The organism is Streptomyces sp. NPDC041713 (assembly GCF_055591085.1).
Genome location: NZ_JBVIZY010000005.1, coordinates 351,469 through 376,154, shown reverse-complemented (window position 1 = coordinate 376,154; position 24,686 = coordinate 351,469). Strand labels below are relative to the sequence as shown.

Genomic DNA, 24,686 nt, shown 5'->3' with positions numbered 1-24,686 from the left:
CCTGCCGGTCGCGGGTCTGCCCGCCCGCGGTGGTGCTCCGTAAACCGTGCTCGGTTCTTGCTAGCCGCCAGTTTGCCTTGTTCATGGCGGATGCGTCAGCCGTGCGAGACGGCTCTCACAGGGTCCTCGCACGACGTTCCGGATCGCTTTCCCGCCATGGGGGCGCCCGGGTGGCCGAGGGGTGGCGGCGATGTGGCGGGCGCCGATTCCCGTACGAGTAGCTGACGACCCGTCAGATCGACGCTACCGTGAGCCGTATGGAGACCACGCAGACGACGCCGACCACCCAGAGCCCGGCGGCCCCGGCGGGCCCGGAGAGCTTCCCGAAGATCATCTCGGTGGACGACCACACGGTCGAACCCCCTCATGTCTGGCAGGACCGCCTCCCGTCCAGGTACCGGGACCGCGGCCCCCGGATCGTCCGCGCCCCGCTGCGCGAAATGTCCTTCCTGGGCGGCAAGTTCGCGCCCGTCATGGGCGAGCAGGGCGAGGACGGACCCATCGGGGACTGGTGGGTCTACGAGGACCTGCACCGCCCGCTCACCCGCCTCGACACGGCGGTCGGCTACGACAGGGACGAGATCAAACTCGAGGTCATCACGTACGAGCAGATGCGGCCCGGCTCGTTCGACGTGCCGGAGCGGCTCGCCGACATGGACGTCAACCACGTCCAGTCCGCCCTCTGCTTCCCGACCTTCCCGCGCTTCTGCGGCCAGACGTTCACCGAGGCCAAGGACCGCGAGCTCGCGCTGCTCTGCGTGCAGGCGTACAACGACTGGATGGTGGAGGAGTGGTGCGGGCCCGAGGCGCACGGCCGCCTCATACCGCTCACCCTCATCCCGCTCTGGGACGCCGAGCTCGCCGCGGCGGAGGTACGGCGCAACGCCGCGCGCGGGGTACGGGCGGTCGCCTTCTCCGAGATTCCGCCGCACCTCGGACTGCCCTCCATCCACACCGACGCGTGGGACCCCTTCCTGCGCGCCTGCGACGAGACCGGCACGGTCGTCGCCATGCACATCGGCTCGTCCAGCAAGATGCCGTCCACGTCGGCGGACGCACCGCCGGCCGTCGGCTCCACCATCACCTTCGCCAACTGCTGCTTCTCGATGGTGGACTGGCTGATGAGCGGCAAGTTCGAACGCTTCCCCAATCTGCGGATCATGTACGCGGAGGGCCAGATCGGCTGGATCCCGTACATCCTGGAGCGCGCGGACGTCGTCTGGGAGGAGAACCGCGGCTGGGGCGGCGTCGCGGACAAGGTCACCCGGCCACCGTCCGAACTCTTCACCGAGCACGTCTTCGGCTGCTTCTTCGACGACGCGTTCGGCCTGAAGAACCTCGACTCCATCGGGGTGGGGAACGTCCTGTACGAGACGGACTACCCGCACTCCGACTCCACCTGGCCGAAGTCCCGACAGGTGGGCGAGGACCAGATGGGCCACCTGGCGCCGGACGTGGTGGAACGGATCGTGCGCGGCAACGCGGTGGGGCTTCTGGGGCTTACGGGGGAGGGGTTGTGGGTGCCGTGAGCTGGCCGGGGGCCTTGGGCGGTGAGGGGTGAGGCCCTGCGTTTCCCTGCGGGGGGCGGTGGGTGAGTTCCCCGCGGCGTGCGGCTCGGGTAGCCGGATGCGCTTGCCCTGCGATGTGGGGTTCGGGTGGGGGCGGGGCCCTCCGCTGCCCCTGCGGGTGCAAACAGGCCCGCCGCTCCGCGGCGGATGCTCCCCACCCACCCACCCGTTTGCCCCGCGACGTAGGGCGGGGGTAGGGGCGGGGGCCGGCGCGGGTGTCGTCAGGAGGTGCCGGGGCCTACGCCGTGGGCGGGCTCGTCGAGCCACAGTCGGGTGCCGGTGTCATCGACGGTGAGGCCGTAGCGCGTGTAGTGCGGCCCCCCGGCGTGCCTCCACCGGGAATAGGCGCCGACTACTTCCTCCCACAGGTTGCGCGGCCCGTAGACGGTCACCGCGTCCGGTTTCCACCATCGGTGGTAGTTGACGATGGTGACGTCGGTACCGGTGGCGTCCCAGAACTGGACCTGCCGCCTCTTACCGTCTCCCCGTTTGGTCAGGCTGATGTCCGGGAGGGTCAGGCCGAGGATGAAGTCCTGCCCCCAGGTGCCGCCCAGCAGCTCCGCGGGGTCGATGCGGGAACTGGTCCTGGTGCATGCGGCGGGCGGGTCGAGGTGGCGGGTGGGGCGGTGGGAGCGGGCGAGCATGTAGAAGGCGGAGCCCACGAAACGCCCCGTGGCGACGCCCCCGGCGTCGACGGTGAGCTTCAACAGCGCGCCGCCGCTGCCGTACGCGGTGGTGTACGGCGTGACGATGAGGGCGCCTTCGGCGGCTTGCTGGCGCCAGGCGTCGGGAATGCGGCGCACGGAGGCCGTCGCGATGATCCTGTCGTAGGGGGCGGTCGGCTCCCACCCCTCCAGGCCGTCCCCGCACACCGCCGTGGGCGCGTACCCGGCCGCGTGAAGGTTCTGCCGCCCCCACGCGGAGAGCGCGCCGTCGTATTCGAGCGTGGTCAGACGGCCGGGGCCGACACGCTCGCACAGCAGCGCCGCGTCGTAACCCGACGCGGTGCCCAGGTGCAGCACCCGGTGATCGGGCGCGAGGTCGAGTCGATGGAGTTTCTCGAAGGCGATGTCCAGGGCGGAGATCGATGAGGAGAAGTCCCCGCGCGCGGGCCCGTCCTCGACGCGAGTGGCCCCGTCGTTCATCTGGGTGACCAGCGAGGCGTGAGTACCCCACACGGTGCGCCGCCAGACGTCCTCGTCCAGGTCGCGGTCGATGACCGGGTACAGGCCCTCGCTGCCGGCGACAGGGCTCCAGAAACGGGCGGGCGCGAACGCCTCCCGGTCCACGGCGTGAAAGGCGCGCCGCAGCCACGGGGACCTGAAGGCACCCATGACCTCGAGCTCTTGCGCGGCGATGTGACGGTGGTCCACGGGCCCGCCCCCTACTTCTTCGGGCCGCTGCCGTCCGGGGACGGGGGCGTCGGCGGTGGTGTCCACGGCTTGTCGGACGGCTGTCCCTGGTGCTTACCCATGGCGTGTGGCCTTTCGTGTCGGGGTGGGGGTGCGTGCGCGCTGTGGTGAGGGGCTGGGCTTCCCGGCGGATCCGGCCCGGGCACGGGGCCGGTGGGCGTACTCACAGGTGCATCTCCGGATCGGTGAAGGGCTCACGAGCGGGACAGCACCGCGTACAGGGCGGTACTGAACGACACGATCACCAGCGCGATGAGTCCCGTGGCGATGAGGGCCTCGACCGGACGCGAGCGGTTCGGGCGGCGGACGCGGCAGCGCTCCCGGCCGTTCACCACCGGGGCACGACCGCGTTCTTCAGCAGCCGGCACGCGCCTGCCAGCAGGTACAGGCGGGCGACGGGATGGGTGAAGGCGGCCGCCTGCTGGTCCTCGTAGACGGCCCGGCCGTGGCGGATGGAGCCCGCCAGGACGTCGCGGGCGCGCAGCGCGGCCGGAGTGCTGCCGCCCATGGCGACGAGACGGCTCTCGGCCCGGGTGAGCAGCGGTGGCAGGTAGGAGGTCAGCTCGGCGGCGACCTCCTCGGCGAGCGGACCGGCGGGGTCGGCGACGGCGAGGCCTTCGGCGCGGTGGACGGCGTTGTCGACGTAAGCCGGGTTCACCGGCTCACCATCGAGGCGCGCGGAACTCGGAGCGGGGGATCTCATGCGGGGCCTCCCGATGTCGGTCAGGGCTGAGTCGTTCGCGCTCCGTCGTCGTGGCGAGCGTGGAGACAGCAATGACGCTAGAGATGGCCGAAGGGGGGGTGCCAGGAAGTTGCGCGAAGTTGCGCGGCAGGGTCAACCAAGGGCGGTGAGTTGTGCGGTCACCAGAGCGCGGGCCGCAGGGCCGAAGACTGCCATCTGCCGCAGCCGGTCGAAGGCGCGCGCGTAGACCTGGATCTCGTCGGGGTCCTTGATGTTGATCTCCGCCGTGAGCGTCTCGACCTGCACACGGCTGGTGTCGAAGATCATGAACGTCTCCAGCGGCCACATGGCCCGCTCCGCGTTCTGCGGGATGATGCCGAACGCGACGGACGGCAGAGACATGATTTCCAGCAGGTAACCGAGCTGCCCGGCCATCACGGACGGCGTCCCGAACCGGTAGGCCAGCACGGCCTGCTCGATGAGGAACACGAAGCGGTGCTGGGGCTCGTAGATGACGCGGGACCGCTCCAGGCGTGCGGTGGCCGCTTCCGGGGCGTCGTTGGGGGTGCCCTGGAAGTTGCTGATCGTCGCCAGGAGAGCTTCGGCGTAACCGTGCACCTGGGACAGGCCGGGGGCGACGTTGGAGCAGTACACGCGAAACAGCCGCGTCTGCTCGTACAGCGGCACAGCGCTCTCCTGCATGTGGCGGATGCCGGTGCGGTGCAGCCGCTTCCACTCCACGTACAGCAGATCCGCGTCCCGTGTCCGGGCGATCAACTCGTCCACGACGCCGGGCGTGCGGCAGGCGGCGCACCAGGCGCGGATGTCCGCGTCCGTGGGCAGCGTCCGCGCGTTCTCCAGCCGCGACACCTTCGACTTGTGCCAGCCGCAGGCGGCCGCGACCTGGGTCGCCTTGAGGCCGGCGCTCTTACGCACGTCGACCAGGCGTGCGGCGACCTGGGCGCGGGCCGCCTGCGCGGCCGAGGAAGGCGTACTCGTCATGGCTGCGCGGAGTGCGGCCGCTTCAGACGGAGAACCGGGAGTGGTCGACCCCTAGTTCCCAGACAGTCTCGAAGGCGTCCGCGCACTGCTTGATCACAGCCTGGTCGGTGCTGACCTGCGGCTCGATTGCCAGGCCGTCACCGGTGAATACGTTGAAGCGGATGATGCGTTCGTCGATCAGCCAGAAATCGTTGCCCGGCAGCAATAGATGCGACGCCTTCGCGCGGGGCAGCCAGCGCACCTGCTCTCCGGCGAACAGATTCGCGCCGGTGATCGCATGCTCGAAACGGATGTACTCCGTAACAGGTTCTGACACCACACGGGCACGGCGTACCTCGACGCCACGGGCGACTGTGCGCTGTACCAGCTCGACCCAGGGGCGCCAGAAGTCCGATTCGAAAGCCGGTACTTGCCCGGTGGCGCGCCAAGCGGCGACGGTGTCCGCCTCCTCGCTCACCCCGTAGCTGTCGCGCATCTCCAAATGCAGGGCCCGGTGTTGGGCGCTGTCGAGGAGTTCGTCAAAGCCGGGAACGTTCGACAACGTCGCATGCCTCCCTGATCTGCGCCACCATTCGCGCGGGAACGCGGATGACGGCCTCGGTGTCGGGTTTCGGGCTGTCGCTCGCACAACGCTCCAGTGTGGCGGCGTCAGCCAGCCATCCCTGGATGACCAACTCGGGTTCTGTACCGGGGCCGTCGGGCTGGTCCACCCACACTGCCGGGCAGTTGCCTCCGCCGGTGTCCGGGTCGAGCCCGATGAGAAGTAGTGCCATGACCGCCTCCTGCGTCCGGAGAGTTGCGCCATGTTGCGCTCCGATCATCCCGGAGCGGGGCACCGCAGGGAAGGGGTCATTCCAGTCGTCGAACTCTTTGAGCCATCCACGGAGGCCAGATGCACCCTGCGTGTGCTCGCTGCTGGTACATCCGCGCGCAGGGGGCGCACATGGAGGCGGACGTCTGTCCGCCGGCACTCCCACCGCGGCGTCACGGGGCGCAGCAGCCCGCAGAGGGGGCGGGAGGCGGTGGCTGGTGGGACGCGACGCACCCACCACCCGGCACCCGCATACGAGACGGGAGGGGACGTGGGGGTATGTCCGCACGGAGCACCGAGCACGCTGTAGCAAAACTGTCCGCGAGGCGTGGCGAACAGTGGATGGCGAGTACGGACATACCCCCGCGGCCCCGAACCCACAGACGAACCCCAGGCGCAGGACCCCGGCCCAAGACGCACCCCCGCGCCCCGACACGGACCTCGCGTAGACGCCCGCCCCCAACCCTTGCCTGACGCACCGTCAGGTACCAGCATGTGACGTGCCGTCAGGTCCACGTTCACACACCCATACACAGGGAGTAGGGCAGCCATGAGCTTTCCGGTGGGGCGGGTCGTCTATGGGATGCAGCTTCCCGTCCAGTCCCAGAGTTCCCTCTACGCCGAGCCCTGGGAGGCCCGCGCCACCCCCGAAGACCTCCTGGAAATCGCCCGCACCGCCGACCGCACCGGCTTCGCCTACATCGCGAGCTGCGACCACGTCGCCATCCCCCGCCGCCTCGCCGACGCGATGAGCACCACCTGGTACGACCCCGTCGCCGCCCTCGCCTTCCTCGCCGCCGCCACCCAGCACGTCCGCCTCCTGAGCCACGTCGCCATCGTCGGCCTGCGCCACCCCCTCCTCTCCGCCAAGCAGTACGCGACCCTCGACCACCTCAGCGGCGGCCGGCTGATCCTCGGGGTCGGCGCCGGACACGTACAGGAGGAGTTCGAGGCCCTCGGCGTCGACTTCGAGCGGCGCGGCCCCCTCCTCGACGAGACCGTCGACGCGCTCAAGGCGGCGCTCGGCCCGGACGAGTACCCCGAACACCACGGCGACCACTACGACTTCAGCGACCTCGGCCAGCTCCCCCGCCCCGCCCAACCGCACGTCCCCCTCTGGGTCGGCGGCTCCTCACCCGCCGCCGTCCGCCGCGCCGCGACCCGCGCCGACGGCTGGCTCCCGCAGGGTGACCCGCGCGACAAGCTCCCCGCCCAGATCGCCCGCCTCCGCCGGCTCAGGGAGGACGCGGGCATCACCGGACGGATCGTCGTCGGGGCCATCACCGAGGCTCTCTACGTCGGCGAGCCCGCCTGGTCCGTGGGCCGCCGCACCCTCACCGGCAAACCCGACGCACTCGCCGAGTCCCTGCGGGAGTACGGGGCGATGGGCGTCGACCAGATCCAGGTGCGGTTCCGCAGCCGCAGCCGTACCGAACTCACCGACCAGATGGCCGCGTTCGCCGCGGACGTAGCCCCGCACCTCAACCACTGAGAACTACGGAAACCGCTGAGAACTACGGAACCACTGAGAACTACGGAAACCACCGACAGCGCCACGACCTCCCCCTCACCAGGGCAAAGGAGCACCCATGGGCAAGCTGGACGGCCGCGTCGTCATCGTGACCGGCGCGGCACGCGGGCAGGGCGAGCAGGAGGCGCGCCTCTTCGTCGAGGAGGGCGCGAAGGTCGTCGTCGCCGATGTGCTGGACGAGCAAGGAGAGGCGCTCGCCCAGGAGTTGGGAGAGAAGAGCGCGCGCTACGTCCACCTGGACGTGGGCGACGAAGAGCAGTGGCGGTCAGCCGTAACCACCACGAAGGACGCCTTCGGCAAGGTGGACGGCCTCGTCAACAACGCGGGCATCCTCCGCTTCAACGAACTGGTCAGCACCCCCCTGGAAGAGTTCCAGCAGATCATCCAGGTCAACCAGATCGGCTGCTTCCTCGGCATCCGCACCGTCGCCCCCGAGATCGCCGCGGCCGGCGGCGGCACGATCGTGAACACCGCCTCCTACACGGCCCTCACGGGCATGGCCTTCGTCGGCGCGTACGCCGCGACGAAGCACGCCATCCTCGGCCTCACCCGGGTCGCCGCGGTGGAGCTCGCCGGGCGGAACGTCCGCGTCAACGCCGTGTGCCCCGGCGCCGTCGACACCCCCATGACCAACCCCGCCCAGCTCGACCCGGACGCCGACCCGCAGGCGGCGAGCGAGGCGGTCGCGGAGCTGTACAAGAAGCTGGTGCCGCTCGGACGGATCGGACGGCCCCAGGAGGTCGCCGCGCTCGCGCTCTTCCTGACCGGGGACGACTCCGCGTACATCACGGGCCAGCCGTTCGTCATCGACGGAGGGTGGCTGGCGGGCGTCAGCATCGTGTGAGGGCGGCGCGGGGGCTCGGCCGAGAACCGCGGCCCGACCGAGAACCGCGGCCCGGTGCGTCAGCTGACGCAGTATCAGGTATTGACGCCCCGACCTCCCGGTGAAACAGTCGACGCATCGCAATCTGACGGGGCGTCAGAAACCGTCAGAACCTCACGAGGACGGTGAACCTCCTTGGAATTCGGTCTCTTTGTACAGGGATACGTGCCCGCCCAGCGGGCCAAGGTCGACCCCGAAGCGGAGCACAAGGCGCTCATCGAGGAGACCGAGTACGTCATCCAGGCGGACAAGTCGGGCTTCAAGTACGCGTGGGCCTCCGAGCACCACTTCCTGGAGGAGTACTCCCACCTCTCCGCCAACGACGTCTACCTCGGATACCTCGCGCACGCGACCGACCGCATCCACCTGGGCTCCGGCATCTTCAACCCGCTCGCCCCGGTCAACCACCCGGTGAAGGTCGCCGAGAAGGTCGCCATGCTCGACCATCTCTCCGAGGGGCGCTTCGAGTTCGGCACGGGGCGCGGTGCCGGTTCGCACGAGATCCTCGGCTTCATGCCGGGCATCACGGACATGAACCACACCAAGGAGATATGGGAAGAGACCATCGCCGAGTTCCCCAAGATGTGGCTGCAGGACGAGTACGTGGGGTTCCAGGGCAAGCACTGGTCGCTGCCGCCCCGCAAGATCCTGCCCAAGCCGTACGGGAAGTCGCACCCCGCGATGTGGTACGCCGCCGGGTCCCCGTCCTCGTACGCCATGGCCGGCAAGAAGGGGCTCGGCGTCCTCGGGTTCAGCGTGCAGAAGGTCTCCGACATGGAGTGGGTCGTCGAGTCCTACAAGTCCGCCGTCAAGGAGGCCGAGGCGATCGGCGACTTCGTCAACGACAACGTCATGGTGACGTCCACGGCGATCTGCGCGGAGACGCACGAGAAGGCCGTCGAGATCGCCGTCGGCGGCGGGCTCAACTACCTGCAGTCGCTGCTCTTCCGCTACCACGACACGTTCCCGCGGCCCGAGGGCATCCCCGAGTGGCCCGAGCTGCTCCCCGAGTACAGCGCGGAGATCATCGAGCTGCTCATCGCCGAGGAGCTGATGATCTGCGGCGACCCGGACGAGGTGCTCACGCAGTGCAAGCGGTGGGAGCAGGCGGGGGCGGATCAGCTCAGCTTCGGGCTGCCGATCGGGATCTCGCCCGAGGACACGAAGAACACGATCAAATTGATCGGGGAGCATGTGATTCCCAAGATCGATACGGATCCTGTGCATCGGACCTCGCGGTTCCGGGCGGGGGCGTAGCCCGCCGGGCTTGGACCTCTTGACTCCCCGGCCTCCTCTCCCGGATGGAGGCCGGGGCCCTTGCCGGGCGGGGGGCGGTCGTACGGGGGCGGTGTCACGGGGGTGCCGTCGCGGGGGCGCTGCCCCCGGGCCCCCTGATCGTCGCCCTCCGGGCTCGTCCTCAAGCGCCGGACGGGCTGAAAGGTTCGCCCCCACGGTGGCTCGTATCTCCGCCCGCCGGTGGGCCGTTCGTCGCCCTCCGGGCTCGTCCTCAAACGCCGGACGGGCTGAAGAATCCACCTCCGGACGGGCTGAAGAATCCCCCCGGGCGGGCTGAAGGGTCCGCCCCCGGACGGGCTGAAGGGTCCCCCGGGCAAGCTGAAGGGTCCGCCCCACCGGTGGCTCGTATCTCCGCCCGCCGGTGGGCCGTTCATCGCCCTCCGGGCTCGTCCTCAAACGCCGGACGGGCTGAAGAATCCACCCCCGGGCGGGCTGAAAAATCCCCCCGGACGGGCTGAAATGTCCACCCCCCAACCCTCGGAAGGGGACCTCCCCGTCATGCTTGATCACCTCATCAAGGGCGTCACCGTCGTCGACGGGACCGGCGCCCCCGCCTATGTCGCCGACGTCGGGATCAGGGACGGGCGGATCGCCGTCATCGGTGAGCCCGGTGCCGTCACCGAGGAGGCGCGGGGGGAGGAGAACGCCCAGGGGCGAGTCCTCGCTCCCGGGTTCGTCGATCCGCATACGCACTACGACGCCCAGCTCTTCTGGGACCCGTACGCCACGCCCTCCCTCAACCACGGCGTGACCACCGTCGCCGGTGGCAACTGTGGGTTCACGCTCGCGCCGCTCCACCCGGAGCGGCCCGGTGACGCCGACTACACGCGGCGGATGATGTCGAAGGTCGAGGGGATGTCGCTGGTCGCCCTGGAGGAGGGCGCGCCCTGGACGTGGAGTTCGTTCGGGGAGTATCTCGACGCCCTCGACGGGCGGATCGCCGTCAACGCCGGATTCATGGTCGGGCACTGCGCGCTGCGCCGGTACGTCATGGGCGCCGACGCCGTCGGAGGGCAGCCGTCCGGTGCGCAGCTCGACGCGATGGTGCGGCTCTTCCACGAGGCCATGGACGCCGGGGCCTGGGGGCTCTCCACCACCCAGTCCTCCACCCACTCCGACGGCGACGGGCAGCCCGTCGCGTCCCGGCACGCCCGCCCCGCCGAGCTGCTCGCGCTCAGCCGGGCCGTCGCCGAGCACGAGGGAACGCAGCTGGAGGCGATCGTCGCCGGGTGTCTCGACCAGTTCGGCGACGACGAGATCGATCTGCTCGTGGAGATGAGCGCGGCCGCGGGGCGGCCCCTCAACTGGAACGTGCTCACCATCGACGCCGCCGTCCCCGAACGCGTGCCGCGCCAGCTCGTGCCGAGTGAGCGCGCCCGCAAGGCGGGCGGTCGGATCGTCGCGCTGACCATGCCGATCCTCACCCCCATGAACATGTCGCTCGGCACGTTCTGCGCGCTCAACCTCATCCCGGGGTGGGGTGAGGTACTGGGACTGCCCGTGCCCGAGCGGATCGCGAAGCTGCGCGACCCCGGCGTGCGCGCCGAGATGCTGGCGCACGCGAGCAGCAAGGAGGCGGGCGTCTTCCGGCGGCTCGCCCGGTTCGACCGGTACGTCATCGGGGACACGTACTCCGAGGCGAACGAGGGCCTCACCGGGCGGGTGGTCGGGGACATCGCGGCCGAGCGGGGGCAGGAGCCCTTCCACTGCCTCGTGGAGATCTGCGCCCATGACGAGCTGCGCACCGTCCTGTGGCCCATGCCGACCGACAACGACCCGGACTCCTGGGCGCTGCGCGCCGAGACCTGGCAGCACGAGGACGTCATGCTGGGCGGCTCGGACGCGGGCGCGCATCTGGACCGCATGTGCGGCGCCCCGTACACGACGCGGTTCATCGGTGACTGTCTGCGCGGGCGGAAGCTGGTCGGGCTCGAACAGGCCGTGAAGATGCTCACCGACGATCCGGCGCGGCTCTTCGGGCTGCGCGAGCGGGGGCGGATCGTCGAGGGGTTCCACGCCGACCTGGTGCTGTTCGACCCGGAGCGGATCGACGCGGGCAAGGCGACCCTCGTGCACGACCTGCCCGGCGACAGCCCGCGCCTGGACTCCAAGGCGATCGGCGTCGAGGCGGTGTGGGTCAACGGCGTGGAGGCGATCCGCGGCGACGTGGTGACCGGCGCCGTGCCGGGCAAGGTGCTGCGCTCCGGGCGCGACACCAGGACGGTGAGCACCAAGTGAGCGGTAACGGGGCGGGGGCGCCGCGCGCCCGGCGGCTGTTCATCGGCGGCGAGTGGACCGAGCCCGACCACGGGCACTACGAGGTCGTGAACCCCGCCACCGAGGAGGTCGTCGGCCTCGCGCCCGAGGCGAGCGGCGCGCAGGTGCACGCGGCGGCCGCGGCGGCCCGCGCGGCCTTCGCGGGCTGGTCGCGCACCAGGCCGGAGGAGCGGGCGGCGATCCTGGAGCGCGCCGCTGCCGTGCTGCGGCGCGACGCGGACACGTACACCGCGCTGGCCCGCGCCGAGAGCGGCGCGACGACCGGCACGGCGCGCGGCATGCAGGTCGCGGTCGCGGTGGCGCGCTTCCAGCGGTACGCGAAGGGGGCCCTGGAGCCGGTCGAGGAGGCCATCCCGCCGCAGATCAACGATGCCGGGCCGATGGGGCGGGCGGGGGTCATGGGGGCGCTCGCCGTGCGCCGGCCCGTCGGCGTGGTCACCTGCGTCACCTCGTACAACAACCCCTGGGCGAACCCCGCCGGCAAGGTGGCGCCCGCCCTCGCGATGGGCAACACGGTCGTCGTGAAGCCTGCCCCGCAGGACCCGCTGTCGGTGTACGGGATGGCGGCGGCGCTGGAGGAGGCGGGGGTGCCGCCCGGCGTGGTGAACGTCGTCTCCGGGGCGGACCCGGCCGTCGGCGAGGCGGCGGTCGCCGCGCCGGACGTCGACATGGTGAGCTTCACCGGTTCGACGGCCGTCGGGCAGCGCATCGGCGAGGTGTGCGGCCGCACGATGAAGCGGCAGCTGATGGAGCTGGGCGGCAAGGGCGCGGCGATCGTCTTCGACGACGTCGGCGAGGACGGGCTCGCCGCGGCGGTGGCGGGCATCGGCACGACGTTCTCCTTCTACAGCGGCCAGATCTGTACGGCGCCGACCCGCGTCATCGCCCAACGGGGCATCTACGACAGGCTCGTCGAGCGCCTCGCGACATACGCCGGTCATCTCAAGGCCAAGGTCGGTGATCCGGCCACCGAGGGCACGGTCGTCGGGCCGGTGATCTCGGCCGCCCACCGCGACCGGATCGAGGGGTACGTCGAGGCCGGCCGCAAGGAGGGCGCCCGGCTCGTCGCGGGCGGCGAACGGCCCGCGCTCACCCGGGGCTTCTACGTCGCCCCGACGCTCCTCGCCGACTGCACCCCCGACATGCGGGTGGTCCGCGAGGAGATCTTTGGCCCGGTGGTCGTCGTGGTCCCCTTCGACGCGGACGGCCCCGAGGACGCCGAGGACACCGCGGTAGCCCTCGCCGACGACAGCGACTACGGGCTCATCGACTACGTCTTCTCCGGCGACGTCGCCCGCGCCTTCCGGGTGGCCGGTCGACTGCGCGCGGGCGGCGTCGGCGTGAACACGATCGGCCGGAACATGGAGGCCCCGTTCGGCGGCTTCAAGAAGAGCGGGGTCGGCCGCGACGTCGGCTCATACGCCCTGCACGCCTACAGCGAACTCCAGTCGATCGTCTGGCCGGGGTGAGGGCGCGGTAGCCGCATCCGTTCCGTATGTCCCGCTTTGCAGCCCTCGTGCGGAAGTTCGCTCTGGCGAAACCGACACCCCCACCGTTAGCGTCAGTCGTCTTGGTCAGAACTTTGCCTGACGGCGTAGGCCACAGGGGGATCGAAGAGGGGGAACGGAACGGCATGGGTGACCCGGACCTGACGGTCGACTATGACTTCCTCGCGGACTGCGAGCGCAAGCTCGGCCAGCTCAAGAAGACTTTCGAGGACATCGAGAACCGCCGGGACGACATGAAAGAGCACTGGGGCTCCGGTTCCGTCGCCGGGGCCATGGAGGACTTCGTCGACAACTGGGACGACTACCGCACCAAGCTCGTCGAGTCCATCGAATCGGTCGGCAAGCTCGTGACCGGCAGCAAGAAGGCGTTCGAGGACCTCGACGAGAAGCTGGCCAAGACGGGCAAGAAGCAGCAGAAGAAGTGACGCCATGACACCGACATCCAAGCGCCGTCCGGTGGACTGGCAGCCGCTGTGCGACTCCGATCCCGTTCCCGGTGATCCGGAGGAGATCCGTGACGAGGTCAAGCACATGATCTCGGTGGCCAAGAAGCTCCGGGACCAGGCGAAGAACCTCAAGGCGATCAGCGACGACGAAACGCTCAAGGGCAAGTATGTGACGTCCCTGCGCGAGGAGTCCTCGACGCTGGAGAAGCACATGCGGGAGGTGGCCGGGCGGTATGAGCGGGTGCACGGTCATCTGACCAAGTGGTCCGACGAACTGGAGGACTTCCAGAGCGACGCGGACAAGATCCTGCGCCAGGCCAAGGAGAAGCAGGACGAGGTCGAGGCCGACAAGGCCAAGAAGTCCGGCTCGCACGACAAGGACGCCCCGGACGCGTCCCCCGGCGGCACCAGTCCCGTCGACGACCCCCTTCAGCCGTACCGCACCCGCCTGCACACCGTCACCAGTGACCGGGACACCCGCGCCAACCACTACACGAGCGAGATCCGCGACGAGATCGACGACGTGATCGAGGACTCGTGGTGGGACGACATCAAGGGCTGGGTCCACGACAACGCGGACCTGATCAAGGCGTTCATCGATGTTCTCGGCTGGATCGCGACCGCGGCAGGCTTTCTCGCGCTCCTCATTCCCGGCCTGAACCTTCTCGTCCTCGGCATCGCGGTGCTCACGATCGGACTGAGACTTCTGCTGGTGGCGTCCGGCGACGCCACCTGGACGGATGTCATCTTCGACGTCGTGGGCGGGCTGCTCGTCGTGGGCGGCCTCGGGGCCGCCGCGAAGCTCGCCAGCGGCGCCAAGGCCACCGTGGGTGCCGCTCAGACCGCCCGGACCGCCGGCCTGAGCCGAGGGCTCAGCGGGGTGAAGGGCATCCTGGACGACACGGGCCGCTTGATGACCAAATTGCCGCAAGGGCCGGGGCGGCAGGCCGTCGGAGTGGCCCGTAACGCGATACGCAAGTCCATCTCCCAGAATGTCGGCCTGGTCGCCAAGAACCCGCTGCGAGTCAGCCCCTGGTCGACGATTGGCCACCTCGGCGACAAGGAGATGGCCGGTATGGGGAAGCTCCTGAAGGCGAACAAGGCCGCTTTCCCGGAAGCCGCCGGGGCCGCCGCGGACAAGGCGTACAGGTCCTATCAAGCGGGCCTCGGCGTCGCCTGGACCGGCATGGGGATGGACGTCGTGGACAAGGCGCTGGGGAAGAGTGACCTGACAAGCTTGACCCAGGAGAAGTTCGGAAGCGGTGAGAAGCCGTACAACGCGGCGTACTCGGACTGGAAGGACAACACCCTGAAGCCCGCCCCCGACACCCACTGGTGAGGAAGACCATGGACCTGTACTCGGCGCGACGCATTGCCGAGGCCGAAGCCGGCCGCACCGGAATCGGCACCGGCCCCAACCGGCGGCTCCGGCTGACGCTGCTCATCGGCATGCCGCTGTTCCTGCCGGTGCTGGGAATCATGATCCTGGTGCCGAAGTCCCTGATGAACGACGTGCTCCATGTCTATGAGGCCGGGATCGTCGGCTGCCTCCTGCATTACGTCTGGGTGTTCGCGAAGTACCCCCGCCATGCGGACCGTCCGCCCTACCTCACCCGGGATCTGGCGATGGGCGGCGGCTTCTTTCTGCCCTCGCTCTTCTTCGGCTTCTGGCCGGGCATGATCGCCGCCCCGGCGTGGGCGCTCTTCGTAGGCGCTGTGTACGCCGTGGAAGTGGCACGGGGGCGCGATGACCACCGTTGAGCAACGCCGGACCCCGAACGGCTTCAACCTGGTGCCGCCGCCCGGCTGGGACGTGATTCCGCTGCGCACCGGCACCCAGGAGGCGATGGACCGCATCGTCCGCAAGGCGGTCGGGCAACTCCCGGCCGGTTTTCCCAAGGACGACATTCCCAAGGCCCGGTTGAAGCTCCTCCAGGAGATGAAGAAGGTCGTACGGCGGGCCGGAGCCAAGGGCGGCATGACCCTCTACCTGCCCACCGAACGCCTCCACGGCGTCGCGCTGCCCGTCTCGATCGTGGCCTCCGAACCGATCGAGATTCCGGGGGTCAGGGCGGGGAGCGGCCCGGAAGCCGTCCTTGCGGCGCTCGCCTCCGTCACCTCCGGTGCCGAGATGCGAGAACTGGACGACACCGCGGCCCTGCGCTCGGAGCGGGATGTACCCGCGGACCCCGCCCAGGACGTCGACATCGCTCACCGCCAGGTCGAGTACTTCGTACCGATCCCGGAGAGCACGCCTGACCAGTACCTCGCCTTCTCCTTCAGCGCGCTGATCGCGCCCGGCTCGGATCCCGCCTTCCACGACATGCTCGTGGAGCTGTTCGACGCCGTCATGGGCACTTTCCGCTGGAGTTACGCCTGAGCGCCGCCCCCCCCTCGCCTGTCCACGACCCGACGAAAGAGACCGCTCATGTCCGACGGCATTCTGTGGAGCGCCGACCTCGGTGCCCCGCTCCACGTCGACACGGATGCCGACCCCGGCCTGTGGGGTTATCTCTACCTCCGGATCGACAAGAAGACCTTCAAGGAGTGGCTCGATCCGCACTTGACCGGTCTGGCCATGATTCAGGGCGTCGAACTCACCCGTAAACTCCGCCGGTTCCACAAGAGCTTCTACGAGCGGATGATCGTCACGCTCCGGGACACGCTCCAGGCCGACGAGGCGTTCATCTACCACCCCGTTCCGCTGACCTATATGCCGCTGGTGGTGCACGCCACCCGTCTTCACTGCGATGCCCCTGACGCGGCCTCCTGCGAGGGACCCGCCGCGCTCACGGTGCCGCACCCGGAGATCCCCGCGTGGCAGCAGCGGAGCGGCAGCGTTCCGTTCGCCTCTCCCCACCTGGGCGCGGACGGGGTCCGGGTCACGCGGTCCTACCCCGCCGACAGCTCCCTCATGATGACCTCGGTGTCGTACCACTGGCACACCCCGGCCGGTCTCCCCGACGTGCAGCTCCGCGGGCACCACGACGATCCGGAGTTGATCGCCGCGGTGATGGAACCGCTGGACGACTTCGCGCGGACGCTCAGGCTTCCGGGGTAGGGGTGGCTCGGATCAGTCGCCCAGGAAGATCGGGTTCGTGAAGGCCGTCAGGGCGCCGGGGAGTGGGGGTGTGGTCGCGGGGTGGCGGACTTCCGCCCGGACGTACGCCGCGTAGGACGCCGTCGTGCGCCATTCGACCGTGCCCGTGCCCGAGTCCGGCAGGGGCGGGCTCGTGTACAGGACGCCCTGGTCGGTGACGAAGCGGGCCGTGCAGCCGGGGGCGCCCTTGACGGCCAGGCGGACCGTCACCGGGGCGTCGCGGTCGACGTCGAGGCGTTCGCCGATGCCCGCGTGGTGGCCGCGGCCGCCCGCCGCCGAGAAGGCGAGCTCGACGGACTTCGACTCGGCGACGTAGGAGTGGCCGCGGCGCAGGCCCTCCTGGATGGCCTCGCGGGTCAGGTCGTCGGCGAGGACCACGGTCTGCGGGCCGCCGACGGGGTCGGGGTCGCGGTGCGCGTCGCTGTTGCCCATCGCCGGGATCCAGCGGCGGCCGCCGCGCACGGAGGCGACGAGCGTGCTGTCCCAGTCGGCGAGGGCGATCTCGTCGTCGGGGGTGTAGGGGCCGTTCCACGCCTCGATGACGTCGGCCTCGCCGAAGCCGAACTTCCAGTTGCAGCCGACGCAGGTGGCGTGCGGGTGGGCGGGGACGACCAGGCCGCCCGCCTCGCGGACCTTACGGGCGTACTTGCCGAAGCGGTTGTCGCGGGCCCGGTAGCGCCAGTCGACGAACGTGCCGGGGTCCGTGCCGAGGGCGACCACGTGGCCGTTGCGGGTCGTCACCTCCTCGCCGAGCATGATCAGGAGGTCGCCGCCCGCGTGCTCGGCCCAGTGGGCGTGCGCCGCATGGGTGTTGTGCTCGGAGCTGTTGATGAAGTCCAGGCCCGCCGCGCGGGCGAGGGCGGCGATCTCGGCGAGGGTGCGTTTGCCGTCGGAGTGGACGGAGTGGAGGTGGCAGTCCCCGCGGTACCAGGCGCGGCCGCGGCCCTTCGCGCGCTCGGGCGGGTAGACCGGCTTCGGGGTCCGGCCGGGCTCCCCGTAGGTGAGGGTGATCGTCACCTCGTAGGGGAGGCCGTCGGGGGCCACCGTGTACGGGCCGAGGGCGATGTGCCAGGTGCCCGCGCGGACCGGGCCGGGAATGTAGCCGGGCGTCGCGTCGTCGGCGCGGACGAAGAACTCGGTGCGGGCGCCGCCGGACCAGCCGCGGAACCCCTCGCCCCCGAGCTCCGTGCCGCGCTCGTCGAAGACGCCGATGTCGAGGGCGTTGCCCTGGGTGCCGGGCGGCACGGCCGGCTTCTGGTAGGTGTACGAGACGTGCAACTCCCGCACTCCGCGCGGTACTTCGACCGGCAGGTACACGTAGTCGGGGGAGCCGGTGGGCAGCGTGCCGCGCACCGTTCTCGTCTCCTTGGTGCCCGGCGCCCCGCCCCGCGCGGGGCCGCGCCCCTCGGCGCCTTCGGCGAAGCTCACGGTTCCCAACGTAAGCGCGGCGGCGGCTCCCGTCACGAACAGTCCGCGCCGGTTCAGTCCCGCGTGTCGCGGGTGGAGGTCCTCGCACATGCTGCGGCTCCCAGGGTGTCGGTGCTGACATGGGTGGTGCGTGCAACCCTGGTATTGAGCCGTGAACGGTGCGCCAAGGGAAGGCGATTGACGGACTTACCCCCGATGGACGGGTGTCTGCGGGGGCACGCGGTGGCGCGGCGGCCGGTTCAGGCGGGCGTCAGGGTGTGGAACTCGCAGAGGTCGGGGTCGCCGGAGTAGGTGTAGACCCGCAAGGAGTCCTTCTCGCCCGCGATGTCGTACCCGTTGAGCAGGCCGTCGGGATACTCGCCCGCGAAGTCGAATTGCAGGTCGAGGTCGCGGTCGTCCTTGTCGTCGCCCATCCCGCGCTCCACGGTCCAGGTGCCCTTGCCCGAGATGCCCCTGGTCGTCGTGCTGATCTTCTCGAAGTCGTCGAGGACCGGCCAGTCCTCAGCGGTGAAGGTGCCGTCGGCCGCGAGGCGCAGGGTGCCCAGGGGGTTGCCGCGCCAACTGCCCACCAGATCGGCGGCGGAGAGGCCGGCCGGGGTGTCGCCCTCCGGGCCGCACCGCACGAGCCGGGCCATGCAGCCGGTCGTCAGCAGGGTGCCCGCCAGCACCAGCGCCATGGTCCCGGCCCACGCCGTCACCGTTCTCCGTGCTCTTCGCGTGCCCTGTGCTCTGCGCGTTTCCCGCACCGTGTCTCCCCGCCCCCGGAGCGACTCGCGTCGCTCGCCCGGCAGGAGTCTCGCAGAGGGGGTACGGGCCGGGTGAGCGGGGGCGTACCGACTGCCCTATCGCACCCCCGCCGCCACCAGCGCCGCCTCCGTCTCCGGATACGGACCCCCGGCACCCTGGCGTGCCCAGCGCAGCGGCGTGCTGCCCGTGCCGTGGTCCTCGCGGAGGTTGGGGTCGGCGCCGTGGGCGAGGAGTTCGCGGACCGCGGCGAGATGGCCCCACGCGGCGGCGCCGCACAGCGGGGTGCCGTCCGTGAGGCCGGTGCTCTCGGTGTCGGGGCGGGCGCCCGCCCGCAGCAGGGCCCGCACCGTGGACGCGGCGCCGTGCACCGACGCGGCGTACAGGGCCGTCGTGCCGTCCGCGTCGGGGAGCTCCGGGTCGACGCCGGTGCGCAGCACGCGGCGCACGGTGTACGTGTCGCCGACTGCCGCCGCCCACACCAGCCGCCGGGTCAGCTTCTTCTGCTTCCGTCTGTTCACCGGTTCTGCTTCCGTCGGTTCACCGGTTCACCGGTTCCGCTTCCGTTCGTCCACCGGCGCCAGGCTAATGAGCGCACGGGCATGGACCAACCGACTTTCCGGGGATAGGAAGAGGCTCCGGGCTCCCCGGCCCGGACCGCGACCGCCCGACGGCCGACCCTCGGACACGCTCGGAGGATTGAATCGTGCGCATCTCCGCGACGCTCTACATGACCGACGAGACGATCACCCCGGTACGCCTCGCCCAGGAACTGGAGCGGCGCGGTTTCGCCGGGCTCCACCTCCCCGAGCACACCCACATCCCCCTCCCGCGCGAGACCCCCTACCCGGGCGGTGACCTGCCGCCCGAATGCGCCCGCATGCTCAGCCCGTTCATCGCCCTCGCCCAGGCCGCCGTGGTCACCGAGCGGCTCGTGCTCGGCACGAACATCGCGCTGGTCGCCCAGCACGACCCCATCGACCTGGCCAAGCAGATCGCCACCCTCGACCACCTGTCCGGCGGCCGGGTCAGCCTCGGCATCGGCTACGGCTGGAACCGCGAGGAGGCCGAGGACCACGGCGTCCCGTGGCCCCGGCGCCGGGCGGTCGTGCGGGACCGGATGGCGGTGATGCGGGCGCTGTGGGCGGACCACCCGATGCCGTACGAGGGCGAGTTCGGGTCGGTGCGGGCGAGCGAGACGTATCCGAAGCCGCGGCGGGCGCCCCGCACGCGGCTCGCCAAGGGGCCGCTGTTCGGGCCGCGCACGCTCGTCGGCGGGGCCGCGGGGCCGGGGCTGTTCGCGCACATCGCGGAGTACGCGGACGGGTGGATGCCGGTCGGCGGCCGGGGGCTGCGCGACGCGCTGCCGGTGCTGCGGTCCGCGTGGGCGCGGGCCGGGCGTGCGGAGGGCGACCTGTATGTGGCGGTGACGGCCGTCGAGCCGGACCCCGGCAAGCTCGCCCACTACCGGGAGCTGGGCGTGGACGAGGTGATCGTGCAGCTGCCGCCGGGCGGGGAGAAGGAGGTGTGCGGGGCCCTCGACGGGCTCGGGCGGTACCTGGACGGGTGACCTCGGCGGTACCTGAACGCGTGACCTCGGGCGGGACGCCGCAGTCACCTGCGGGCACGCCCCCGGCTGACCTGCGGGCACGGCCCGGGTGACCCGTGCGTACGGGCAGGTTCGTGCAGGTGGAAGGTTCCGTAGGAGGCAGGTGTTCTCGCTCGTATGCTCGGAGACATGACCAACAGCGCGCAGCCCCCGGAGGCCGGACGACCCGCCGGACCGCCCGCCGGTCCACCCACCGCCAACGCCATGCGGCGCGCGCTCAGAAGGGCGCGGGACGGCGTCGCGCTCGACGTGGCCGAGGCCGCCGTCCTGCTGCAGGCGCGCGGCGCGGACCTCGACGACCTCACGGCGTCCGCGGCGCGGGTGCGCGACGCGGGGCTCGCCGCGGCGGGCCGGCCGGGCGTCATCACGTACTCGAAGAGCGTGTTCATCCCGCTCACCCGGCTCTGCCGTGACAAATGCCACTACTGCACCTTCGTGACCGTGCCCGGCAAGCTGCGGCGCGAGGGCCACGGCATGTTCATGTCCCCGGACGAGGTCCTCGACGTCGCGCGGCGCGGCGCCGCGATGGGCTGCAAGGAAGCCCTCATCACCCTCGGCGACAAGCCGGAGGACCGCTGGCCCGAGGCCCGCGCATGGCTGGAGGCCGAGGGGTACGACGACACCCTCGCCTACGTCCGCGCCATCTCCATCCGCATCCTGGAGGAGACCGGGCTGCTCCCGCACCTCAACCCGGGCGTCATGAGCTGGACGGACTTCCAGCGGCTCAAGCCCGTCGCGCCCAGCATGGGCATGATGCTGGAGACGACGGCGACGCGGCTGTGGTCGGAGCCGGGGCAGCCGCATCACGGCTCGCCCGACAAGGAACCGGCCGTGCGGCTGCGGGTGTTGGAGGACGCGGGCCGCTCGTCCGTGCCGTTCACCAGCGGGCTGCTCATCGGCATCGGCGAGACGTACGAGGAGCGGGCCGACGCGCTGTTCGCGCTGCGCCGCGTCGCGCGGTCGTACCACGGCATCCAGGAACTGATCATCCAGAACTTCCGCGCCAAGCCGGACACGGCGATGCGCGGCATGCCCGACGCCGAGATCGACGACCTGGTCGCCACCATCGCCGTCGCCCGGCACATCATGGGCCCGGCCGGCAATCTGCAGGCGCCGCCGAACCTGATCGCCGGCGAGTACGAGCGGCTCATCGGCGCCGGCATCGACGACTGGGGTGGCGTCTCGCCGGTCACCATCGACCACGTCAACCCCGAGAAGCCCTGGCCCCGGCTGGACGAGCTCGCCGAGCGGTCCGCCGCCGCGGGCTTCCGGCTCGCCGAACGGCTCTGCGTCTACCCGGAGTTCGTGCGGCGCGGCGAGCCCTGGCTCGACCCGCGCCTGCTGCCGCACGTGCGCGCGCTCGCCGACCCTGAGACCGGCCTCGCCCGGCCCGACGCCACGGTCGAGGGCCACCCCTGGCAGGAGCCCGACGAGGGGTACGTCGCCGCCTCCGGCCGCACCGACCTGCACCGCACCATCGACACCGAGGGCCGCACCGGCGACCGGCGCGACGACTTCGACGAGGTGTACGGGGACTGGGAGGCGCTGCGCGAGCAGGCCGCGCCCGGCATGGTGCCGTCCCGCATCGACGGCGACGTACGGGCCGCGCTCAGGCAGGCCGCCGACGACCCGACGAAGCTCACCGACGACGAGGCCCTCGCCCTGCTGCACGCCGACGGGCCCGCGCTCGACGCGCTGTGCTCCGTCGCCGACGACATCCGCAAGACGGTCAACGGCGACGACGTCACGTACATCGTCACCCGCAACATCAACTTCACCAACGTCTGTTACACCGGCTGCCGCTTCTGCGCCTTCGCCCAGCGCAGGACCGACGCGGACGCCTACACGCTCTCCCTGGACCAGGTCGCCGACCGGGCCGCGCAGGCCTGGGACGTCGGCGCGGTCGAGGTCTGCATGCAGGGCGGCATCCACCCTGATCTGCCGGGCACCGCGTACTTCGACATCGCCCGCGCGGTGAAGGAGCGGGTGCCGGGCATGCACGTGCACGCCTTCTCGCCGATGGAGGTCGTCAACGGCGCGACCAGGACCGGCCTCTCCATCCGGGAGTGGCTGAGCGCGGCCAAGGAGGCGGGCCTCGGCTCGATCCCGGGCACGGCCGCCGAGATCCTCGACGACGAGGTCCGCTGGATCCTCACCAAGGGCAAGCTGCCGACGGCCACCTGGATCGAGGTGGTCAAGACCGCGCACGAGCTGGGCATCCGCTCCAGCTCGACGATGATGTACGGGCACGTGGACCAGCCCCGGCACTGGCTCGGCCACTTCCGCACCCTGGCCGCCATCCAGCAGGAGACCGGCGGCTTCACGGAGTTCGTGACGCTCCCCTTCATCCACACCAACGCGCCCGTCTACCTCGCGGGCATCGCCCGGCCGGGCCCGACCACCCGCGACAACCGCGCGGTGACGGCGATGGCGCGCGTCCTGCTGCACCCGCACATCCCCAACATCCAGACCAGCTGGGTGAAGCTGGGCCAGGAGGGCGCCGCGGAGATGCTGCGGTCCGGCGCGAACGACCTCGGCGGCACGCTGATGGAGGAGACCATCTCCCGGATGGCCGGCTCCAGTTACGGCTCGTACCGCTCGATCGAGGACCTCGTCGCCATCGCGGAGGCGGCGGGCCGCCCGGCCAGGCCGCGGACCACGCTGTACGGGGAGGTGCCGCAGGAGCGGCAGCGGGCCGCCGCCGCGTCGGACGGCCATCTGCCGGAGCTGCTGCCGGTGCTCGAGCCCTGAGCCGAGCACCGCGCACACGACGGCGCCCGCGAGCAGGTTCGCTCGCGGGCGCCGACTGGTTCTGAGGGCCCTACGGGTTCTGCGGGTTCTACCGGTTGCTCAGGCCCTACGGGTTACTCGGGTTGTCCGGGTGACGCGCAGGTCAGCCGGTCAGGCCGGCACCGAAGCGGACGCCGGCCGTCGCCGGGGCGCCGATCGCCGCCGGGCCGAACGAGTCGATGCCGGTGGTGGTGAGGCCGGCCGCGGAGCCGCGCAGGTGCCAGACCGCACCGGTGTTCGCGACGTCGCCGTCCTCGTCGGCCGCGGCCACCGTCAGGTCGGCCTTGCCGTCCTTGTTCGGGTCGGACAGCAGGACCGCGCCGCCGAACTTGTCGCCCTTCTCGGAGGCGCCGGGGACACCGGGCTTGGACTGGTCGAAGGCCTGCGAGCCGGTGCCGGTCAGGCCGGTGCGGGAGCCCTTGAGCAGGACGACGCTGCCGGCGTCGGCGGTGGTCTCGATGTCCTCGCCGGGGACGCCGACGGCCACGTCGGCGAAGCCGTCGCCGTTCACGTCTCCCGCGCTGATGGCGGAGCCGAACTCGTCGCCCGCCTCACCGGCGCCGGGCACGCCCGCGCTGTCCTGGTTGATCTTCGTGGTGCGGTCCGAGAGGCCGGAGGCCGCGCCGTAGCGGACGATGATCGCGCCCTTCTGGGAGGGCATGTCCTCGAAGTTGTCGCCGATGTCGCGGGTGACGAAGTCGCCGTAGCCGTCGCCGTCGATGTCCGCGACCGCGCCGCCGACGGAGGGCACGAGCTTCTGCGAGGTGGTGGCCACGCCGTCCTTGCCGCCCTTCCAGAGCTGGCTCTTGTACGCCATCTCCTCGAAGCCGTGGCTGGAGACGATGTCGTCGATGCCGTCACCGCTCACGTCGCCCGCGACGAAGTCGCCGGGGCCGAACGTCTGGCTGGTGACGACCTGCTGGCTGCTCGCGGCCTTGCCGTCCCGCTTGAACGGGCCGTACGCGATGGTCATGCCCGCGTCGTCGTTGTCCATCGGGTCCTCGGGCTCCGGGTACTCGGCCGTGACCAGGTCCCGCTTGCCGTCGCCGTTGAAGTCGCCGGCGGTGACGTGCGCGCCGTTCGAGTCCAGCTCGACGCTGCCCGTGCCGGAGAGGCCCTGGGCGGAGCCCCACAGGACGACGGCCTTCTTGCCGCCGTTGACCACGAGGTCGGTGTAGCCGTCGCCGTCGAGGTCGGCGGCGGCCGTCTGGTTGCCGAAGTGGCCGCCGTCGGCCGCGGAGCCGGGTACGCCGGCGGTGGCGCGGCTGATGGTGACGGCGTGCGCCTTGTCCGGGCCGTTGGCCGAGCCGTAGACGACCGAGACGCTGCCCGGGACATCGTTGTCGTAGTTGCCCGGGGCCGCTATGGCGAGGTCGGCGTAGCCGTCGTGGTTGAAGTCGGTGATCGGGGCCTTCGGCGGCGTGGGCGCGGCGGAGGCGGTCCCCGCGGTGGCGAGGGCGAGCGGCGCCGTGAGCGAGGCGACGGCCACGGCGGTGATGAGAGAGCGGCGCACTGATCCTCCAGAGAGATCGTGTCGTGTGGTCACGTGGTCACGTGGCCGGTGGGCCACGTGACCGACGCGGGTCAGGTGGTCAGGTG

The 24,686-nt window shown here is 71.0% G+C and carries 23 protein-coding genes; 13 read left to right on the top strand and 10 right to left on the bottom strand.

All coding sequences use genetic code 11. The features are described from left to right. The first annotated feature begins 257 nt into the window (after positions 1 to 257). The gene (locus ACZ6CV_RS18105; RefSeq protein ID WP_469251760.1) at positions 258 to 1,529 is read left to right on the top strand and encodes an amidohydrolase family protein; all 1,272 of its coding nucleotides are present in this window, start codon (positions 258 to 260) and stop codon (positions 1,527 to 1,529) included. A gap of 260 nt (positions 1,530 to 1,789) precedes the next feature. On the opposite strand, the gene ACZ6CV_RS18100 is transcribed toward ACZ6CV_RS18105, so the two are convergent. The 6 genes from ACZ6CV_RS18100 to ACZ6CV_RS18075 all read right to left on the bottom strand — a co-directional run bounded on the left by ACZ6CV_RS18100 (position 1,790) and on the right by ACZ6CV_RS18075 (position 5,437). Beyond that, on the bottom strand, positions 1,790 to 2,941 hold the full coding sequence (locus tag ACZ6CV_RS18100) for a protein-L-isoaspartate O-methyltransferase family protein (protein WP_469251759.1): 1,152 nt from the start codon (positions 2,939 to 2,941) through the stop codon (positions 1,790 to 1,792). A 233-nt stretch (positions 2,942 to 3,174) separates the two neighbouring features. Further along, positions 3,175 to 3,315, bottom strand: coding sequence for a hypothetical protein (locus ACZ6CV_RS18095; RefSeq protein ID WP_469251758.1), 141 nt, complete (start codon positions 3,313 to 3,315; stop codon positions 3,175 to 3,177). After that, a complete protein-coding gene (locus ACZ6CV_RS18090; RefSeq protein WP_469251757.1) occupies positions 3,309 to 3,683 on the bottom strand; it encodes a hypothetical protein in 375 nt (124 codons plus the stop codon). The genes ACZ6CV_RS18095 and ACZ6CV_RS18090 overlap by 7 nt, the downstream gene beginning before the upstream one ends. Before the next feature lie 132 nt (positions 3,684 to 3,815). Next, positions 3,816 to 4,664, bottom strand: coding sequence for a helix-turn-helix domain-containing protein (locus tag ACZ6CV_RS18085; RefSeq protein ID WP_469251756.1), 849 nt, complete (start codon positions 4,662 to 4,664; stop codon positions 3,816 to 3,818). A gap of 22 nt (positions 4,665 to 4,686) precedes the next feature. Then, positions 4,687 to 5,139, bottom strand: a complete 453-nt coding sequence (locus tag ACZ6CV_RS18080; RefSeq protein ID WP_362372923.1) for a DUF6879 family protein — start codon at positions 5,137 to 5,139, stop codon at positions 4,687 to 4,689. 43 nt (positions 5,140 to 5,182) lie between these two features. Then, the gene (locus ACZ6CV_RS18075) at positions 5,183 to 5,437 is read right to left on the bottom strand and encodes a hypothetical protein (RefSeq protein WP_469251755.1); all 255 of its coding nucleotides are present in this window, start codon (positions 5,435 to 5,437) and stop codon (positions 5,183 to 5,185) included. 588 nt (positions 5,438 to 6,025) lie between these two features. On the opposite strand from ACZ6CV_RS18075, the gene ACZ6CV_RS18070 reads away from it, so the two are divergent. The 10 genes from ACZ6CV_RS18070 (at position 6,026) to ACZ6CV_RS18025 (ending at position 16,477) form a co-directional block, all read left to right on the top strand. Next, on the top strand, positions 6,026 to 6,967 hold the full coding sequence (locus ACZ6CV_RS18070; RefSeq protein WP_469251754.1) for a TIGR03619 family F420-dependent LLM class oxidoreductase: 942 nt from the start codon (positions 6,026 to 6,028) through the stop codon (positions 6,965 to 6,967). 97 nt (positions 6,968 to 7,064) lie between these two features. Beyond that, positions 7,065 to 7,850, top strand: a complete 786-nt coding sequence (locus ACZ6CV_RS18065) for an SDR family NAD(P)-dependent oxidoreductase (RefSeq protein ID WP_469251753.1) — start codon at positions 7,065 to 7,067, stop codon at positions 7,848 to 7,850. Between the two features lie 174 nt (positions 7,851 to 8,024). After that, entirely contained in the window at positions 8,025 to 9,146 is a 1,122-nt protein-coding gene (locus ACZ6CV_RS18060; RefSeq protein ID WP_469251752.1) for an LLM class flavin-dependent oxidoreductase, read from the top strand. 537 nt (positions 9,147 to 9,683) lie between these two features. Continuing rightward, complete coding sequence (locus ACZ6CV_RS18055) at positions 9,684 to 11,423, top strand: N-acyl-D-amino-acid deacylase family protein (RefSeq protein ID WP_469251751.1); 1,740 nt, start codon at positions 9,684 to 9,686, stop codon at positions 11,421 to 11,423. Further along, positions 11,420 to 12,931, top strand: coding sequence for an aldehyde dehydrogenase family protein (locus ACZ6CV_RS18050; protein WP_469251750.1), 1,512 nt, complete (start codon positions 11,420 to 11,422; stop codon positions 12,929 to 12,931). The genes ACZ6CV_RS18055 and ACZ6CV_RS18050 overlap by 4 nt, the downstream gene beginning before the upstream one ends. Positions 12,932 to 13,095: 164 nt before the next feature. Continuing rightward, on the top strand, positions 13,096 to 13,395 hold the full coding sequence (locus tag ACZ6CV_RS18045) for a WXG100 family type VII secretion target (protein ID WP_469251748.1): 300 nt from the start codon (positions 13,096 to 13,098) through the stop codon (positions 13,393 to 13,395). A 4-nt stretch (positions 13,396 to 13,399) separates the two neighbouring features. Beyond that, entirely contained in the window at positions 13,400 to 14,755 is a 1,356-nt protein-coding gene (locus ACZ6CV_RS18040; RefSeq protein WP_469251747.1) for a hypothetical protein, read from the top strand. Positions 14,756 to 14,763: 8 nt separating this feature from the next. Beyond that, complete coding sequence (locus tag ACZ6CV_RS18035) at positions 14,764 to 15,177, top strand: hypothetical protein (RefSeq protein ID WP_469251746.1); 414 nt, start codon at positions 14,764 to 14,766, stop codon at positions 15,175 to 15,177. Continuing rightward, the gene (locus ACZ6CV_RS18030) at positions 15,164 to 15,796 is read left to right on the top strand and encodes a hypothetical protein (RefSeq protein WP_469251745.1); all 633 of its coding nucleotides are present in this window, start codon (positions 15,164 to 15,166) and stop codon (positions 15,794 to 15,796) included. The genes ACZ6CV_RS18035 and ACZ6CV_RS18030 overlap by 14 nt, the downstream gene beginning before the upstream one ends. A gap of 48 nt (positions 15,797 to 15,844) precedes the next feature. After that, the gene (locus tag ACZ6CV_RS18025) at positions 15,845 to 16,477 is read left to right on the top strand and encodes a hypothetical protein (RefSeq protein WP_469251744.1); all 633 of its coding nucleotides are present in this window, start codon (positions 15,845 to 15,847) and stop codon (positions 16,475 to 16,477) included. Positions 16,478 to 16,489: 12 nt separating this feature from the next. Here the strand turns inward: ACZ6CV_RS18025 and ACZ6CV_RS18020 are convergent, their stop codons facing one another. The 3 genes from ACZ6CV_RS18020 to ACZ6CV_RS18010 all read right to left on the bottom strand — a co-directional run bounded on the left by ACZ6CV_RS18020 (position 16,490) and on the right by ACZ6CV_RS18010 (position 19,209). Further along, complete coding sequence (locus ACZ6CV_RS18020) at positions 16,490 to 18,034, bottom strand: CehA/McbA family metallohydrolase (RefSeq protein ID WP_469251743.1); 1,545 nt, start codon at positions 18,032 to 18,034, stop codon at positions 16,490 to 16,492. A gap of 149 nt (positions 18,035 to 18,183) precedes the next feature. Further along, positions 18,184 to 18,642 (bottom strand): hypothetical protein, encoded by a 459-nt coding sequence (locus ACZ6CV_RS18015; RefSeq protein ID WP_469251742.1) that lies wholly within the window; start codon positions 18,640 to 18,642, stop codon positions 18,184 to 18,186. Between the two features lie 144 nt (positions 18,643 to 18,786). Next, positions 18,787 to 19,209: an ankyrin repeat domain-containing protein gene (locus ACZ6CV_RS18010; RefSeq protein ID WP_469251741.1), complete on the bottom strand. Its 423-nt coding sequence runs from the start codon at positions 19,207 to 19,209 to the stop codon at positions 18,787 to 18,789. A gap of 185 nt (positions 19,210 to 19,394) precedes the next feature. Here ACZ6CV_RS18010 and ACZ6CV_RS18005 point away from each other — a divergent pair, with 185 nt between their 5' ends. Further along, positions 19,395 to 20,258 (top strand): TIGR03619 family F420-dependent LLM class oxidoreductase, encoded by an 864-nt coding sequence (locus ACZ6CV_RS18005; protein ID WP_469251740.1) that lies wholly within the window; start codon positions 19,395 to 19,397, stop codon positions 20,256 to 20,258. Between the two features lie 168 nt (positions 20,259 to 20,426). Further along, the gene (locus ACZ6CV_RS18000; protein ID WP_469251739.1) at positions 20,427 to 23,048 is read left to right on the top strand and encodes a bifunctional FO biosynthesis protein CofGH; all 2,622 of its coding nucleotides are present in this window, start codon (positions 20,427 to 20,429) and stop codon (positions 23,046 to 23,048) included. 142 nt (positions 23,049 to 23,190) lie between these two features. Here ACZ6CV_RS18000 and ACZ6CV_RS17995 read toward each other — a convergent pair whose 3' ends face one another. Further along, positions 23,191 to 24,600 (bottom strand): FG-GAP-like repeat-containing protein, encoded by a 1,410-nt coding sequence (locus tag ACZ6CV_RS17995; protein WP_469251738.1) that lies wholly within the window; start codon positions 24,598 to 24,600, stop codon positions 23,191 to 23,193. Positions 24,601 to 24,686 lie beyond the last annotated feature (86 nt).